The sequence below is a fragment of the Burkholderia sp. Ax-1720 genome (genome assembly GCF_011753035.1).
GTDB classification, from domain to species: domain Bacteria; phylum Pseudomonadota; class Gammaproteobacteria; order Burkholderiales; family Burkholderiaceae; genus Burkholderia; species Burkholderia gladioli.
In genome coordinates this window covers 1-16,549 of sequence record NZ_VWWK01000156.1, presented here as the reverse complement: position 1 = coordinate 16,549, position 16,549 = coordinate 1, and the positions used below count along the sequence as shown (strand labels likewise).

General features: G+C 68.5%; 13 protein-coding genes. 2 read left to right on the top strand and 11 right to left on the bottom strand.

Annotation, left to right across the window (positions count from 1 at the left end; all coding sequences use genetic code 11):
• The 7 genes from F3J18_RS29055 to F3J18_RS29025 form a co-directional block, all read right to left on the bottom strand.
• On the bottom strand, positions 1-325 hold a 325-nt coding region (locus tag F3J18_RS29055), incomplete at its 3' end, for a chemotaxis protein CheW (protein WP_240156451.1).
• Positions 326-345: 20 nt separating this feature from the next.
• The gene (locus F3J18_RS29050; protein WP_025100430.1) at positions 346-2,022 is read right to left on the bottom strand and encodes a methyl-accepting chemotaxis protein; all 1,677 of its coding nucleotides are present in this window, start codon (positions 2,020-2,022) and stop codon (positions 346-348) included.
• Positions 2,023-2,302: 280 nt separating this feature from the next.
• The gene (locus F3J18_RS29045; protein WP_166915596.1) at positions 2,303-3,400 is read right to left on the bottom strand and encodes a hybrid sensor histidine kinase/response regulator; all 1,098 of its coding nucleotides are present in this window, start codon (positions 3,398-3,400) and stop codon (positions 2,303-2,305) included.
• A gap of 348 nt (positions 3,401-3,748) precedes the next feature.
• Positions 3,749-5,185, bottom strand: coding sequence for an aldehyde dehydrogenase family protein (locus tag F3J18_RS29040; RefSeq protein ID WP_025100428.1), 1,437 nt, complete (start codon positions 5,183-5,185; stop codon positions 3,749-3,751).
• A gap of 74 nt (positions 5,186-5,259) precedes the next feature.
• Positions 5,260-6,900 carry an acetolactate synthase large subunit gene (locus F3J18_RS29035; RefSeq protein ID WP_025100427.1) on the bottom strand — a complete coding sequence of 547 codons (1,641 nt, stop codon included), beginning with the start codon at positions 6,898-6,900 and terminating at the stop codon, positions 5,260-5,262.
• 267 nt (positions 6,901-7,167) lie between these two features.
• Positions 7,168-7,587, bottom strand: coding sequence for a hypothetical protein (locus tag F3J18_RS29030; RefSeq protein ID WP_166915594.1), 420 nt, complete (start codon positions 7,585-7,587; stop codon positions 7,168-7,170).
• Between the two features lie 106 nt (positions 7,588-7,693).
• Positions 7,694-9,277 carry a Na+/H+ antiporter gene (locus tag F3J18_RS29025; RefSeq protein WP_166915593.1) on the bottom strand — a complete coding sequence of 528 codons (1,584 nt, stop codon included), beginning with the start codon at positions 9,275-9,277 and terminating at the stop codon, positions 7,694-7,696.
• Positions 9,278-9,886: 609 nt separating this feature from the next.
• Here F3J18_RS29025 and F3J18_RS29020 point away from each other — a divergent pair.
• Positions 9,887-11,296, top strand: a complete 1,410-nt coding sequence (locus F3J18_RS29020) for an NAD(P)/FAD-dependent oxidoreductase (protein WP_166915591.1) — start codon at positions 9,887-9,889, stop codon at positions 11,294-11,296.
• 96 nt (positions 11,297-11,392) lie between these two features.
• Here F3J18_RS29020 and F3J18_RS29015 read toward each other — a convergent pair whose 3' ends face one another.
• Together F3J18_RS29015 and F3J18_RS29010 are read right to left on the bottom strand one after the other, a co-directional pair.
• Positions 11,393-12,682, bottom strand: a complete 1,290-nt coding sequence (locus F3J18_RS29015; protein WP_025100423.1) for a DUF445 domain-containing protein — start codon at positions 12,680-12,682, stop codon at positions 11,393-11,395.
• A complete protein-coding gene (locus F3J18_RS29010; RefSeq protein ID WP_166915589.1) occupies positions 12,658-13,239 on the bottom strand; it encodes a GNAT family N-acetyltransferase in 582 nt (193 codons plus the stop codon). The genes F3J18_RS29015 and F3J18_RS29010 overlap by 25 nt, the downstream gene beginning before the upstream one ends.
• A gap of 247 nt (positions 13,240-13,486) precedes the next feature.
• Between F3J18_RS29010 and F3J18_RS29005 the strand changes: the two genes are divergently transcribed.
• Positions 13,487-15,124: a phospholipase D family protein gene (locus F3J18_RS29005; RefSeq protein WP_029951049.1), complete on the top strand. Its 1,638-nt coding sequence runs from the start codon at positions 13,487-13,489 to the stop codon at positions 15,122-15,124.
• An 86-nt stretch (positions 15,125-15,210) separates the two neighbouring features.
• On the opposite strand, the gene F3J18_RS29000 is transcribed toward F3J18_RS29005, so the two are convergent.
• Complete coding sequence (locus F3J18_RS29000; protein WP_013690989.1) at positions 15,211-15,630, bottom strand: HIT family protein; 420 nt, start codon at positions 15,628-15,630, stop codon at positions 15,211-15,213.
• A gap of 108 nt (positions 15,631-15,738) precedes the next feature.
• The coding region (locus tag F3J18_RS28995; protein WP_166915586.1) for an FAD-dependent oxidoreductase at positions 15,739-16,549 on the bottom strand (811 nt) is incomplete at its 5' end.

Here is a 16,549-nt window from a genome sequence, read left to right as displayed (position 1 = left end):
CCGGCGTTTCGCGGCGTTTCGTATTCCAGCGAGCGGGAGCGCATCCCGGTCGAGGTTCAGTCGCCCGCTTGCTGCAGGCAGTATGTCGCGATCGCGTCGAGCACCGAATCGTCCTCGCCGATCGCCGCGGCGCGGCGGCGCGGCCCAGCGCGAGCCGCGACACGTCGATCACCGGCACCGGCACGCCGCGATGGATCACGATCCCGGCCACCCAGGCGGGCGCGCCCGGGATCGGCTTGGCGGCGGCCAGCGGCAGCACCTCGGCGATGTCGGCGGCATCGAGCGCATACCGCGCGCCCTCGAGTTCGAACAGCAGGAACAGCATGGTGGGGCGGGTCGCGGCGCTCACGCCTCGACCTTGAAGCGCGAGACGCTGGTGCGCAGCCCGTTGGCGACCAGGGTCAGGTCGTCGATCGCCTGCGAGGACTGGCGCAGCGATTCGGCCGTCTGCTGGGCCGCCTCGGACAGTTGCGAGAGCGCCTGGGTGATCTGCTCGGCGCCGCTGGCCTGGGTCTGCATGCCCTCGTTGACGAGCTGGAAGCGCGGCGCGAGGGTCTGCACCTCGGTGATGATCTGCGAGAGCTGGGTGCCGACCTGCTGCACGTCGAGCATGCCGCGCCGCACTTCCTCGGAGAACTTGTCCATGCCCATCACGCCGGCCGACACGGCCGACTGGATCTCCTTGACGGTCTGCTCGATGTCGTAGGTCGCCACCGCGGTCTGGTCGGCCAGGCGGCGGATCTCGGTGGCCACCACGGCGAAGCCGCGGCCGTATTCGCCGGCCTTCTCGGCCTCGATCGCCGCGTTCAGCGACAGCAGGTTGGTCTGGTCGGCGACCTTGGTGATGGTGGCCACCACCTGGTTGATGTTGAGCGCCTTCTCGTTGAGGATCGCCAGCTTGGCGTTGACCGAGCCGGCCGCGTCCATCACGCTGCGCATGGTCTCGCCCATCTGGGTCAGGCCGTTCTGGCTCATGCCGGCCAGGGTGGCCGACTGCTCGGCCACCGTCGACACCTCGTTCATGGTGTGCAGCAGGTCGCGCGAGGTGGCGAAGATCTCGCGCGAGGTGGCGCCGATCTCGGTGGTGGTGGCGGCCGTCTCGTTGGCGGTGGCCTGCTGCTCGCGCGAGGTGGCGGCGATCTCGGCCACCGAGGTGGTGACCTGCAGCGAGGACTGCTGCGCCTGCGCGACCAGCGAGGTGATCTCGTCGGCCATGCGGTTGAAGCCGGTCTCGAGCGTGCCGAACTCGTCGCGCCGGCCGAGCTGCAGGCGCTGGGTCAGGTCGCCGGTGCGCATCACGTCGTGCACGCCGACCAGTTCCGCCATCGGCCGCATCACCGCGCGATACAGCAGCCAGCCCATCACCAGCGCGGCCACCAGCTCGACGGCCACCACCGTGGCCAGCGTGATCTGGGTGCTCGACACCGATTCGCGGATCGACTGCGCCGACTGATCGGCGAAGCTGCGATTCTCGGTAACCAGGATGTTGGCATTGCGGATCACGTCCTCCCACACCGGCGTGCAGCGCGCGTAGGCGCTCACCGCGTCGGCGTGCGAACCGCTGCGTGCCTTCTGCACGGCATCGGCCAGCAGCGGCAGGTAGCGCTCGTAGACGCCGCGGAAGGTCGCGAAACGCTGGCGATCGTCCTCGCGGAAGGTCGATTTCTGGTAGGTGGTGGAAAGCTTCTCGAATGCATCGAGCATGCCGGGGATCTTGTCGAGGTCGGCGGCCGAGGCGGCCGCGTCGGCATCCACGAAGATGGCGCGTTGCATCGCCGTGTAGGACTCGTTGGCCGAGGCGCGCAGCGAGGTGGCCAGGTACACGCCAGGCAGCGAATCGCGCTGGATGCTGTTGGTTTCCTCGTCGATCAGGCGCAGCTTGGTGTAGGAGAAGCCGGCCATCACCAGCATCAGCACGAACAGCGCGCCGAAGCTGAGCAGGATCCGGTTGCCGAGCGTGATCCGCGCGCCGGCGGACTTGGAAGGATGCTCGATGCTTGCGCGAGGCGACACGTTGGCCATGTTTTCGATGTGGGTAGTCAGCGGATGCGTTCGGGAGCCGTCGCGGCACGGACGGCATGGCGCCCGGCGGGGCGCGAGCCAGCACGAGTGTACTGTCTTTACGGCCGCCTAGACAGCCCGGGCGGGCCCGGCGTGGCGGGCGCGCAGCGGTGGCGCGCGGCTCGCGCCGGCGGCGGTCCCTCGAAACAGGGACGGAAGGATGCGCGGCAGGTTCGAGGCGGGAGGAAAAGGCGCGGGAGAGGCGGCCGGGAACCGCTCGCGCCTGAGCGGGCGCGCCCGCTCAGGCGCGCGGCGAGGCCTTGGGCAGCGCGAGACCGGTCATGAAGCCGCGCGCGGTGTAGCGCATCAGGATCTCGCCGCGATGCTTGCCGGCGGCGGCCCGCACGAAGGCCAGGCCGAGCCCGAAGCCGCCGCGCTGGGTGCCGGGCCCGTGGGTCAGGCGCACGAAGGATTCGGTGGCGCTGGCGCGCAGCTCGGGCGCGATGCCCTGCCCTTCGTCCTCGACACCGACCAGCCAGTCCTCGCCGTCGTCGGCGATCAGGCAGCGCACCTCGGCGCCGGCCGGCCCGTACTTGAGCGCGTTGTCGATCAGGTTGGCGACCGCGCGCGTGAGCATCATCCGGTCGCCGATGCAGAGGCACTCCAGCTCGGGCACCCCCACGCTGATCCGGCTGCCCATGTTGCCGGCCTTCTCCCAGAGCTGGTCGGCCGCGTCGAGCAGCACCTCGTTGAGGCTGACCAGCTCGGTCGGCTGCTTCTCCGATTGCGCGCGGGTCAGCTGGATGAAGCCGTCGGCCAGCGCCAGCGCGCGGCGCGCATGCAGCTCGATGCGTTCGAGCAGCAGGGGCATCTCGCCGTGGGTGGCGCGGTAGGTGTCGAGCAGCGAGAGGATCGAGCTCTGCGGCGCGCGCATGTCGTGCGAGAGGAAGTCGAGCACCTCGTCGCGCTGGCGCAGCGTGCGATAGGAATTCGAGTGGTAGCGGATCCGCGCGATCATCTCGATCGGGTCCGGCAGCTTGACCAGGTAATCGTTCGCACCGGCGACGAAGGCTTCGCGTTTGGCCAGCGGATCGTCGTTGACCGAGAGTACGATGATCGGCACCAAGGCCGTGAAGGCCTCCGCGCGCCAGGCGCGCACCATCTCGAGCCCGTCGATGTCCGGCATCACCAGATCCTGCAGGATCACGCTCGGGCGCACCTCGCGCGCGATCTCCAGCGCGGCGTGCGCGTCCGTGCAGACATGCAGCGCGATGTCGGATTCGGCGGCGAGCAGACGACGCACCACCTCGCCGACGAACGCCTGGTCGTCGACGAGCAGCACCGAAATGCCGGATTCATGCGAATCCGGCGCGTAGTCCGTATTGGTTGTTCCGTTCATGGAGTCGTCGCGTGTGCCGTCGCCCGCCGCCAGGGATGGACAGCGGCTGGGTCCATGCGGGGGCGGCTCCGCCTGCGCCCTCTCTGGCGCACTTCCGGTTGTGAATTCCCGGTTTTCGGCGGCATTGCTTCTTTTAGAGAAATATAACTTAATGATTCTAAACGATTTTTATATTTCACGCTGGGGAATCCGACGCACTGGGCATGCGCCATGCTCGTTTGCGACGCAATCGCAGACGACATCCTGAGCAAGCCGCCGGGGCAACCGCCGCGGGCGAAAAAAACCGGCCGCGCCGGGCTTGCGCCACGACGCGGCCGGATTCGCCGCGAGCCGCCTCGGCAAAGGCGTTCAGCCGGGTTGGCGGACCACCATCAGGCGCGGCTCGGTCATGTCCTCGATCGCATAGCGGATGCCCTCGCGACCGAGCCCCGAATCCTTGACGCCGCCATAGGGCATGTTGTCGACGCGGAACGAGGGCACGTCGTTGATCACCACCCCGCCCACCTCGAGCTCGTCCCAGGCGCGATGCGCATGCGACAGCGAATCGGTGAACACGCCGGCCTGCAGGCCGAAATCGCTGTCGTTGACGCGCGCCAGCGCATCCTCGAAGCGCTCGAAGGGTTCGAGCAGCGCGACCGGCCCGAAGGCTTCCTTGCGATAGAGGTCCTGATCGCGGCCGACATGCTCCAGCAGGGTGGCCTCGAACATCGCACCGTCCACCTTGCCGCCGGCCACGATCTTCGCGCCGGCCTGCACCGCCGCCTCCATCCAGCCGGCCAGGCGGCGCGATTCCGATTCGGAGATCATCGGGCCGACGAAGGTTTGCGGATCCTTCGGGTCTCCCATCTTCAGCGCGCGGGTCTTGGCGACCAGCTTCTCGCGCAGCGCCTCGTAAAGGCTTGCGTGCACCAGGATCCGCTGCACCCCGATGCAGCTCTGCCCCGATTGATAGAAGGCGCCGAACACCAGCCGCTCGACCACGTAGTCGAGCCGCTCGCGCTGGTCGGCGTCGACGATCGCGGCCGCGTTGCCGCCCAGTTCGAGCACCACCTTCTTCTTGCCGGCCTTCTGCTTGAGGTCCCAGCCCACCGCCGGCGAGCCGGTGAAGGAGAGCAGCTTGAAGCGCGCGTCGGTGGTGAACAGGTCGGCGCCGTCGCGATGCGCGGGCAGGATCGAGAAGGCGCCCTTGGGCAGGTCGGTCTCGGCCAGCACCTCGCCGATGATCAGCGCGCCGATCGGCGTGCGGCTGGCCGGCTTGAGCACGAACGGGCAGCCCGCCGCGATGGCCGGCGCGACCTTGTGGGCGGCCAGGTTCAGCGGGAAGTTGAACGGCGAGATGAACGAGCAGGCGCCGATCGGCACGCGCTTCACGTAACCCGAATAACCCTGGGCTCGCTTGGAGATCTCCAGGTCGACCAGCTCGCCGCGGATGCGCACCGATTCCTCGGCGGCCACCCGGAAGGTGTCGATCAGGCGCGTGACCTCGCCCTTCGAATCGTTGATCGGCTTGCCGGCCTCGATGCACAGCGCGTCGGCTAGCTCGTCGAAGCGCTCGCGAAAGCGCGTCACGCAGTGATCGAGCACGGCCTGGCGGCGGAACGACGGCCAGGCGGCGAACGGCTTCTCGGCCTCGACGGCGGCCGCGATGGCCGCGTCGATCGCCTTCGCGTCGGCCAGCGCGACGCGCGTGGCGACCTTGCCGCTGTACTTGTCGGTGACTTCGAGATCGGTGTTGGCCTGCACGGCCTGGTTGGCGAGGTAGTACGGGTAGCTTTCCTTCAGCATGGCTTGCCTCCGGTCGGGGGATGCGGGAATCGGCGGCGCCGCGCGCGAGGCGCGGCACCGCGAGGGGGAAACACTCAGAGCTGCGCGGACAGGCGCGGGATCTCGCGGTTCAGGATCCGTTCGTTGTCCGAGTAATCGATCGGCACGTCGACCAGGTGCACGCCCGGCGTGGCGAAGCAGTGTTCGAGCAGCGGCCCGAGCGCGTCGGCCGATTCGGCGCGATGGCCCTGCGCGCCATAGCTCTTCGCGTAGGCGACGAAGTCGGGGTTGTCGAGCGTCATCGCGTAGTCGGGGAAGTTCATGTTCTCCTGCTTCCAGCGGATCATGCCGAAGGCATCGTCGCGCAGCAGCACCACCACCAGGTCGAGCTTCAGGCGCACGGCGGTCTCGAGTTCCTGCGAATTCATCATGAAGCCGCCGTCGCCGCAGATCGCCACCACCTTCTTCTGCGGATGCACGATCTTGGTGGCAATCGCCGAGGGCAGGCCCGCGCCCATCGAGGCCAGCGCGTTGTCGAGCAGCAGCGAGTTCGGCTCGTGGGCGCGCCAGTAGCGCGCGAACCAGATCTTGTACATGCCGTTGTCGAGACAGGCGATGCCGTCCTCCGGCAGCGCGCGCGACAGGTCGTGCACCACGCGCACCGGGTGCAGCGGGAAGCGCGGATCGTCCTCGCCCTTCTTCAGGTGCTCGTCGAAGCGCTCCTTGATTAGCATGAAGCGCGAGAAGTCCCAGCTCTGCTTCGGCGCCAGCGCCTCCTTCATCTGCCAGACCGCGTTGGCGATGTCGCCCACCACCTCGATCTGCGGGAAGTAGACCGGATCGACCTGGGCGCCCAGGAAGTTCACGTGGATCACGGTCTTGTCGTTGCTGCGCATGAAGAACGGCGGCTTCTCGATCACGTCGTGGCCGACGTTGATGATGCAGTCGGCATGGTCGATCGCGCGGTGCACGAAGTCGCCGTCCGAGAGCGTGGCGTTGCCGAGCCACAGCGGATGCGTCTCGTCGATCACGCCCTTGCCCATCTGGGTGGTGAAGAACGGGATGCCGGTGGCGTCGACGAACTCGCGCAGCATGCGCGCGCTGGTCTTGCGGTTGCCGCCCGCGCCGATCATCAGCAGCGGATGGCGCGCCTGGTGGATCGCCTCCACCGCCCGCGCCACGGCCTTCTCCTCGGCCACCGGGCGGCGGCTATAGCTGGCCGGGATCGGCTTGCCGTCGCCCTCCTCGTGCGCGATGTCCTCGGGCAGCTCGAGGTGGGCGGCGCCGGGGCGCTCGTCCTCGGCGCGCCGGAACGCCTCGCGCACCGCCGAGGGGATATGCCCGATCGAGACGATCTGGCGCGTCAGCTTGGTGAGCGGCTGCATCATGTCGACCACGTCGACGATCTGGAAGTGTCCCTGCTTGCTGGTCTTGATCGGCTTCTGGCCGGTGATCATCAGCATCGGCATGCCGCCGAGCTGCGCATAGGCGGCGGCCGTGACGAAGTTGGTGGCGCCGGGGCCGAGCGTGGACAGGCACACGCCCGCCTTGCCGGTCAGCCGCCCGTAGGTGGCGGCCATGAAACCGGCGGCCTGCTCGTGGCGCGTGAGCACCAGCTTGATCCGCGAATGGCGGATCGATTCGAGCAGGTCGAGGTTTTCCTCGCCGGGAATGCCGAACACGTATTCGACGCCTTCGGCTTCCAGCGCCTTGACGAACAGATCGGATGCTTTCATGGGGACTCTCGGTGGATACCGCCCGACCGGCTTACGGCGCGGGCGGTGTGGCAAACGCCCGGGTCGGCCTACGACCCGGGCGGCTCGTTACCTGCAGATGGACCAGATTGAAAAGCATGCCGCGCGCGGCCGGTGCCGGACTTCGGCGCCAGCGTCCGCGGCGGACGACGGGTTTGATTGTAGGAGATCGCGCCGGACGCTGCAGCGATGGCGGGCGCCGTGCAGCGCCAGCGGAAACGAAAGGAATTCGTCAGGAGAAAGCGGGCATCACCACTGGCAGGCGGTGCTGTCCGAGGTGAAGCTCCCGGGATCGTCGACGAAGCCGACGCTGCGGCGCGGCGAGGTTTTCGTGTAGCTCATCGACTCGACGATCGCGCCCTGGCTGAGCATCCGGTACTCGCCGCCCAGCCGGCCGTCGATCACCTCCACCCAGGTGCGATCGAATTCGTCGGGGCGGCCCGGAGCAAGCTCGGTGCCGTGCTCGGACTTCAGCACGATCGGGATCACCGTCTTCGATCCCTTGTAGCGCACGTAGCCGCCCGACCAATTCGTGTCGCTGTCGTAGAACATGCGGAACTCGAAGCGGATCGGCGCGGCGCCCTCGCTGCTCCGGAAGCAGCGCACGTCCTGCTCGATCCTCGCCTGCGCCGCGCCGGCGGCCAGGCCGAGCAAGAGCACGGCGGGCAACAGGGACCTCGGGCCGAGGCGAGGCCTCGCCATGCTTCGCTTCATGATCGCGCTCCGTATCGATGCGCCGGTGTCGATGGCTTCATGGGCAGGCGTGACCAGCGCCTCATTCCATCGCCAGGCGCGCCGTCACTTCCTGCTGGTCCAGCTCGCGCTCGAGCTGGTGCAGCACCTCGTCGTGGATCTCGCCGGCGCGATGCATGCGCAGCATCTCGGCGCGCCCGGCCGCCACCGCGGCCAGCACCACGTCGTAATGGGCGTGCACGTCCTCGGTCGGGAAGGCCGGCTCGTGCTCGAAGCGCTCGGCGATCGACATCCGGTAGCCGTACTGCTCGAGCAGGCGCGGGTGGATCACCTTGCCCTCGGCGTCGCGTACCAGCGGCTGGATCGCGGCCAGCTGCGCGCGGCTCATGCGTGCCCAGGCACGCGGCTCGGTGAGATGCCGCGAGTTCGGCACATGGCCGTCGTGCGGCGACACCAGCCGGATCAGCGGGCCGATGGTGGTGCCCTGCAGCAGCACCGTGACCAGGATCACCGCGAAGGCGGCCACCAGGATCATGTCGCGGCCGGGCATCGCCTCGGGCAGGGACAGCGCGATCGCCAGCGTGACCACGCCGCGCATGCCGGCCCAGCTCATCACGGTGGCGGCGCGCCAGTCCGCATGCAGGCCGGCGCGGCCGAACCAGCGGCGCGGCAGCTTCAGGAACTCGACCGCGAAGATCCACAGGAAACGCGAGCCGATCACGGCCGCCAGCACCGCCAGCAGCATCGGCGTCATGCTCGCGAACACCTCGCCGAAGCCGCCCAGGCGCACCAGCACGCCGCGCAGCGACAGCCCGATCAGCACGAACACCAGGGCCTCGAGCAGGAACACCATGATCTTCCAGAAGGCGGTGGAGCGCACCCGCACCATCGCGCTGAAGATCTCGTGCTGGTGCCAGCCCAGCATCATGCCCATGGTCACCGTCGAGATCACGCCCGACACTTCCAGGGTCTCGCCGGCGATATAGCTGACCCAGCCGCCCAGCACCGCCGAGATCGTGATCAGGTAGTCGTCGGAGAGCAGCTTGATGAAGCGGATCAGCGCCCAGCCGACGATGAAGCCGACCGCCACGCCGCCCAGCCCCAGCTCGGCGAAGCGCAGCACCGCGCCCTGGAAGCTGAACGCGCCGGTCAGCGCGGCGGCCGCCGCGAAGCGGTACAGCACCAGGCCGGCCGCGTCGTTGAGCAGGCTCTCGCCTTCGAGCAGCACCATCAGCCGGCGCGGCAGCGCGACCCGTTCGAGCACCGCCTTGGCGGCCACCGCGTCGGGCGGCGAGACGATCGCGCCGAGCGTGAAGCAGGCCGCCCAGGGCAGCGAGGGCACCGCCCAGTGCACGGCCAGGCCGACCGCCAGGGTGGTGAACACCACCGCGCCGATCGCCAGCATCATGATGCCGCCGAGGTTGCGCTTGAACTCCTCCCACACCGAGAAATAGGCGCCGTCCACCAGCAGCGGCGGCAGGAACACGATCAGCACCAGGTCGGGATCGAGGTTGATGGGCGGCAGGCCCGGCACGAAGGCGATGCCCGCGCCGCCGACCAGCAGCGCGGCGGCGGGCGGCAGCCTCAGGCGTTTGGCGACCAGTTCGAGCACGACGATCGCGGCGATCGACAAGAGGATCAGCTTGAAGGCCGACACGGGAGACATGGAAGCTCCTTCTCCTTGGAGGGGAAACGGGTTGCGGACAGGGTCGCGAAGGATTGCGAACGGTCGCGCGATTACACCATGAGGGCTTGCGCGGCGTCGAGCGGAGAAATGTCAAACGGGATTGAACACGGCGGCGCGTGCCACATGGCTGTCACGCAAGCCGGCCGGGCGTGTGCATGCGAGGGAAACATTGTCGGGGAATCAACCCCGGACGCCAAAGCCGGGTATCGCCGAATACGAAAGGGTTTCGATGACGCAAATATTATTGAATAAAGATGCGAAATTTTCGAAAATCGAAACCCAATCCATTCCCCTTGATATTCTTCATTCTCTTGCTAGACTTTCCCCATTCCGGCATTCGGCAATTAAACAATTGATGACGATAATGAAAATATCAAACATCAGCTCGCGCCCACCGCCTCGTTCGCAGCATCCGATAACGCACAAAACCTCCAATTGACATCAAGAACGAATCACCCCACTTCAATTCAAATCCAGAAAAATCCAGCATAAATCATCATCCCGAGTCGATACGCGACAGAGCCGGCACGAGCTGAACCGTCAAAGGATTTTTCCGTTCAACGCAAAGTCTTTTCCAGGAGCATCAACATGCATCGACGCGATATTCTCAAGATGTCCGGCGCGGCATTGGCCAGTACGCTAGTGTCACAGCTGGAGAGTCGTCCCGCGCAGGCCCAGGGCGTGCCGGCCATCGAGCGTGATGTTTGCGTGATCGGCGGGGGATCCGCGGGAACCTACATCGCCACCCGCCTGCACGACGCCGGCAAGAGCGTGACGCTGCTGGAACGCAAGGACCACCTCGGTGGTCATGCGGAAACCCATATCGATCCGGGCACGGGCACCCCGATCAATGTCGGCGTCCTGTATTTCGAACAAACGCCCGTGGTGCTCGACTACTTCAAACGACTCGATGTGGAGTCCATCGTCAATCAACCCGGTGCCGGCAACAACGCCGCGTTGAGCATCGATCTGCGCACGGGGCTTCCGCTCTCGAACGCCACCCCGCCGTCGCAAGCCGATATCGGCCGCGCACTGGCGACCTACCAGCAGATTCTCGCCACGACGTACCCCTATATCGATGCCGGATTCCAGCTTCCCGACCCGGTCCCGGCGGAGCTCCTCGAACCGTTCGCCGATTTTGCGACGAAGTACGGCCTGCAAGCGCTGGTCCCGACCATCTTCCAGTACAACCAGGGGGCCGGCGATCTGCTCAGAAGTCCTACGCTATACGTCATCAAGCTGTTCGGCCGGGGCGTGGTCGACGCCATTCTCGGCAACGGATTCCTGAGTATCAAGGGGGGAACGGCGCAACTCTACGACAAGGCAGCCCGGTATCTTGGCAATAGCGTCGTGCTGAATGCGCGCCTGAGGCTGATCCAACGCGGCGACTCGCGCATTCGAGTCATGGCGGACACGCCGACAGGCTCCCTGACCATCCTTTGTCGCAAGCTCGTCTGGTCGGCACCGCCTACCCTGGGCAACCTGGCCGACGTCGATCTCGATCGGCGCGAGGCATCGGTGTTCGGCAGATTGCAGTCGAGGTGCTACGCAGTCGGCCTGGCAAGGATTTCCGGTCTGCCGCAGGGGATCTCCATCGTCAACCGGGCGCCCGACAGGCCCTACAACCTGCCGCCGCTTCCGTGCCTGTATACGCTGATCCCGACCCTTCCCGGGCTCTACCTCGTCCTGTTCGGCGCGGAATCGCCGCAACCGGTGGACCTCATCAAGACACAGATCCGACTCCAGGTCGAATCGCTGGCCCAGGCCGGCACGTACCCGGTTCATTTCGACGGGTTCGAGGTCTTGAGCAACCATACGCCGTTCCAGCTCGGCGTTTCCGCACCGGAGATCGCGGCCGGGTTCTACACCAGGATGAACGCGCTGCAGGGATACCGAAACACCTACTACAACAGCGCGGCCTTCCAGACCAACGACTCTTCGCTGATCTGGCAGTTCACGGACGCGCTGCTGCCTCGGATCCTCGGCGCGCTGGGCTGAGGCCAGTTTCCCGGTGCAGCGGGAGCGGCCAACGCAACGGGACCCACGGTTCCCGCGTTGCCGCTTCGGTACCCGGCGAGCCGGGATGCCGACACGTCAGTGCAACGGCAGCCCGGCGCCGGCCCAGCGCGCCGCATAACTCACCAGGTACAGCACCAGCCCGATCAGGCCGCCCACCACCGTGCCGTTGATGCGGATGCTCTGCAGGTCCTTGCCGATATTGAGCTCGACCTGCCGCGACATCTCCTCGCTGTCCCAGTTGCGCACCGTGTCGCTGATATGCCGCGTGAGGAAGGCCGCGAACTCGGGCGCCATCTCGGCGGCCGCCTTCTCGACGTGCTCGTTCATCGATTCGCGCAGCGCCGGGCTGGCCGCCAGCCGCTCGCCGAGCCAGCCGCCCAGCGCGGCGGCCTGCCGGTGCAGCAGCGAATCCTCGCGCGCCAGATCGGCCTTGAGCCAGTCGCGCAACTGGCTCCAGAGCTCGGCCACGTAGCCGTTGAAGGCCTCGCCGTCGCGCAGGTAGCGCTTGAGTTCCTCGCCCTTCTCGATGAACGCGGGATCGGCCTTGAGCCGCTCGACCAGGCGCGCGGCCGTGGCGTCGAAGCTGCGCCGCAGCCGGTGCTCCGGATCCTCGCCGATCTGGATCAGCACGCGCGTCACCGCGTTGGCGATCAGCTCGGCGCCGTGCTCGCCGAGCCAGGCGGTCGGCATCACGCGCTCCATCTTCGGATATTCGCCCTTGAGCCAGTCGACGATGTAGGAGGCGATCGCGCCGCGCTGCTCGGGCTCGCGCAGCAGCGCGACCAGCTGGGCGATGCCGTCGTCGAGCAGTTGCTGGTGGCGGCCGTCGCGCGTGAGCGTGTCGAGGATCGCGCCGGCCGAACGCGACAGGTCCACCTTGTCGAAGGCGGCGTGCAGCGCGTCCTTGACGAAGCGCTGGATCCGCGCGTCGTCGGTCATCTCCAGCGCGAAGCCGATCAGCCGCGTCGCGTAGCCGCCGAGCACCCGGGTATTGGCGGGCTCCACCAGCCATTGGGCGAGACGCGCGGCCGGGTCGTGGCGCTGGATCAGCGCGACGATCGAGGCCGGATCGAGGAAGCGCTCGCGCACGAACTGCGCGAGATTGTCGGCAATGCGCGCCTTGTTGCGCGGCACGATCTCGGTATGGCGCGACACGATCGGGATCGGCACGCGCCGGAACAGCGCGGCGACCGCGAACCAGTCGGCCAGCGCGCCCACCATGGCGGCCTCGGCCACCGCCTTCACGCCGTCGATCCACGGCCCGCCGGGCACCGCCAGGGTGAGCGCGAACACCGCCGTGACGGCGAGCAGCAGCGCCAGCGCGCGGCGCTTGCTGGCCTTCAGTTCGGCTGACTTGTCGCGCATCGTCGCGTATCGGTATCGCCGGGCGAATCGGCGGAGGTGAGGAAGCGGACCATCAGCACGGTGTCGACGAAACCGCCCGGCACGCTCAGCGCGCGCGGCTCGACGCCGTAGACCTCGAAGCCCGCGCGGACGTACCAGTCGCGCACGCGCGGGTCGGCGCCGGCAACCGCCAGGGTGAGTTGCGCGAGTTCCTCGGCCGCCTCGGCGAGCACCGCGTCGAGCAGCGCGCGGCCGACGCCGAGGCCGCGCACGCGCGCCTCGACGAACACGCCCCACAGCACGCCCTTGTGGCGCTCGCGCGGGCCGGGCTCGCGCCGCAGGCCGGCCATGCCGACGATCTCGCCGTCGCGATAGGCGCCGAACACGGCGGTGCCCGCCAGGCGCTCCACGAAGTGGTCGAGGCCACGCGCGGCCTCGAGCTCGTAGGTCGAGCCGAACGCGCCGGGATCGGCTTGCAGGGCGGCGAGCCGGATGGTCCGGTAATCCTCCGCCCGCGACGGGCCGAGACGGACGATTTCGAAGGCGGCGGGAAGCTCGGGAGCAGACGGCAAGGACATGCGTCGATCAGGGCGGATGAGGAATCGTCCGATGGTACACCGGCGATTGGCGGGCGGTTCTGGTGGTTTCGGCGGCTCCGGCAACATCGGCGGCATCGGCGGCATCGGCCGCCGGCGCCGCCTCCCGCGCCGGCCGGTTGCCGCATCGCAAGCGCCCCCGTAGAATCGATCCGCACATTCCAGGCCCGGCGCCCCCGCCCGCCGGCGCCCCTCGTCCCGTTTCGAAGGAGTCCGCAGCGTGCCGGCCATTTCCGCTCGACGCGAATCCCGTGCCCGCCATCCGGCGCGCGCGGCTCGACGCCTCGCCGTCGCCGGCCTGGCCGCGCTTGCCCTGGTCCTGAGCGGCTGCGCGACCCACCCGCCCGCCACCTCGCTGCCACGCCCGGTCACGCACGCGCTGCCGCAGGACACGCCCACCCCGCTACGCGACGCGCTGGCCGCGCCCGAGCGCGCGCATCCGGGCGAGTCGGGCTTCCGCGTGCTGTCGGTCGGCACCGACGCGCTGCAGATGCGCATCGCGCTGGCCCGCGCGGCCACCCGGACGCTGGACATGCAGTACTACATCGCCACCGAGGACACCACCGGCAAGCTGCTGCTGGCCGCCGCGCTCTACGCGGCCGATCGCGGGGTGCGCGTGCGGATGCTGGTGGACGACCTGAACTTCAAGGACATCGGCCAGATCATGGCCTCGCTGAACGCGCACCCGAACATCGAGATCCGCGTGTTCAACCCGTTCGGCGCGACCCAGCGCGGCATGTTCGCGCGCACCGCCGATCTCGTCACCAAGATCGACCGCTTCACGCGGCGCATGCACAACAAGGCGATGATCGCCGACAACCAGCTCGCGATCGTGGGCGGCCGCAATCTCGGCGACGAGTATTTCAGCGCCAGCCCGACCCTGCAGTTCCGCGATCTCGACGTGCTGGCGGCGGGCCCGGTGACGGCCGACATCTCGTCGAGCTTCGATGCCTACTGGGCCAGCGCGAGCGCCTATCCGCTGCGCGCGCTCAACCACCAGCGCTTCTCGCCGCAGGACCTGGACCAGGCGCGCGACGCGCTGCGCGAGCACTGGCGCGAGAACGCCACGCCCTACGACGCCAAGCCGCTCAACGCCACCCCGCTGGCCGCGCAGATCGCCGGCGAGCAGCTCGGCCTGGTGTGGGCCCGGGCCGAGTTCAAGGCCGATTCGCCCGAGAAGATCACGATGGCGAGCGGCACCTACCAGAGCCCGCCGATGCAGACGCTCGCCAACCTCGCCAAGGAGGCGCGCAGCGAGTTCCTGGTGTTCTCGCCGTATTTCGTGCCGCACGATGCCGGCGTGGAGGCGCTCGGCGCGCTGACCGCGCGCGGCGTGCGCGTCGCGATCCTGACCAATTCGCTGGCGGCCACCGACGCGGTGGCGGTGCAGGCCGGTTATGCGCCCTATCGCGTGCCGCTGCTGCGGCGCGGCGTCGAGCTCTACGAGTTCCGCGCCGAGCAGCCGCCCACCGCCAGCTTACGGCTGTTCGGCTCGCGCTCGCGCGCGAGCCTGCATGCCAAGGCCTATGTGATCGACCGTTCGACCCTGGTGATCGGTTCGCTCAATCTCGATCCGCGCTCGGCCTACCTCAATACCGAGCTGGCCCTGGTGATCCGCAGCCCGCAACTGGCCGGCGAAGTGGCCGGGCTGTTCGACCACGTCACGCAGCCGACCGAAAGCTATCGCGTGACGCTGGCCGAGCCGGCCTCGTCCGCGGCGGGCGGGCCGGCCGCGCAATCGCCGCTGCTCTGGACCGATGTCGAGCACGGGCAGCTGCGCACCTACAGCGTCGATCCGGGCGCGGGTTTCGTGCGCAATGCGCTGACCGGCCTGTTCCGCATGCTGCCCGTCGACGGTCAACTCTGAGGCGCTTCGTGACGGCGACGTGACAGGCCGGGCGCGTGCCCAACAGACACGCGCTCATCGGCTGCGCTTACCCGAGGGGAACGTGCCTACTTCAGCGCCGCGCGGATCCGCTCGGCCATCGCCTCGAGCTCCTTCGGATCGGCCACGTCGCGCGAATGCGCGCCGAGCGGCTGGGTGGCCCAGCGCGGGATCAGGTGGAAGTGCACGTGCGGCACGGTCTGGCCGGCCGCCGCGCCGTTGAACTGGCCGATGAACAGGCCGTCCGGGCGCAGCGCCTCGCGAATCGCCAGCGCGATGCGCTTGGTGACGCGGATGCATTCGGCAGCGGCCTCGTCGGACAGCTCGTAGAGCATCTCGGCCGCTTCCTTCGGCACCACCAGGGTGTGGCCCGGCGACTGGGGCATGATGTCCATGAACGCGATGGTGCTGTCGCTCTCGTACACACGCGTGCAGGGCAGCTCGCCGCGCAGGATTTTCGCGAAGATGTTCTTGTCGTCGTAAGCCATGATCTCGGTCGTCGTCGGGGTTGGGGTGAACGGGAACGACGATTCTCGACGCTCGCGCGCGAACGCGCAAGCGTGGCCCCAACTGTGCTTCAACTGTGCTCCGCGCCCTTACAGCAGGCTGCGCAGCGCCACCGCCGGATCGGCCAGCCGCGCCGCGTCGAGCGGCACGCGCGCGGCCGCCAGCCGGCGGCACACCGCCATCTCGCGCCCCGCGTCGATCACCGCCGCCGCCGCGAGCCGCCCTTCCCCGTCCAGCCCGAACACCGCGAACGGCCCGCTGCCCGGCTCGCCGCGCAGCACGCGCCGCTGCCCCGGCTCGAACCAGCCGAGCGTCTGCAGGTTGCTGTCGTACTGATCCGACCAGAGCCAGGGCAGCTCCGCGTAAGCGTCCTCGCCGCCGAGCAGGTTGGCCGCCGCCACGGCCGGCTGGCGCTCGGCGATCTGCCAGGATTCGGTGCGCACGTGGCGCCCCGCCAGCGGATGGAAATGCGAGGTGACCTCGCCGGCCGCGAAGATCGCCGGATCGAGCGTGCGGCAGCCGGCGTCGACGCGGATCCCGTCCGCCACCTCCAAGCCCGCCGCCTGCGCGAGTTCGACGTTGGGCACCACGCCGATCCCGACCACCACCACGTCGGCCGGCACCTCGCCTTCGCTGGTTTCCACCAGCAGCGCGCCGCCGGAATCGCGGGGATCGCGCCGCACGCGCTCGGGCAGCACGCCGAGCCGCACCTCGACGCCATGCCGCCGATGCAGGGCCAGCGCATGCTCGCCCACCTCGGGCGGCATCGCGCGGCCGAGCAGGCGCGCGGCCGGATCGATCACGCTGACCCGGCAGCCGAGCCGCACCGCGCTGGCCGCCACCTCCAGGCCGATGAAGCCGCCGCCGAGCACGGCCACGCGCAGGCCCGGCCGCAAGGCA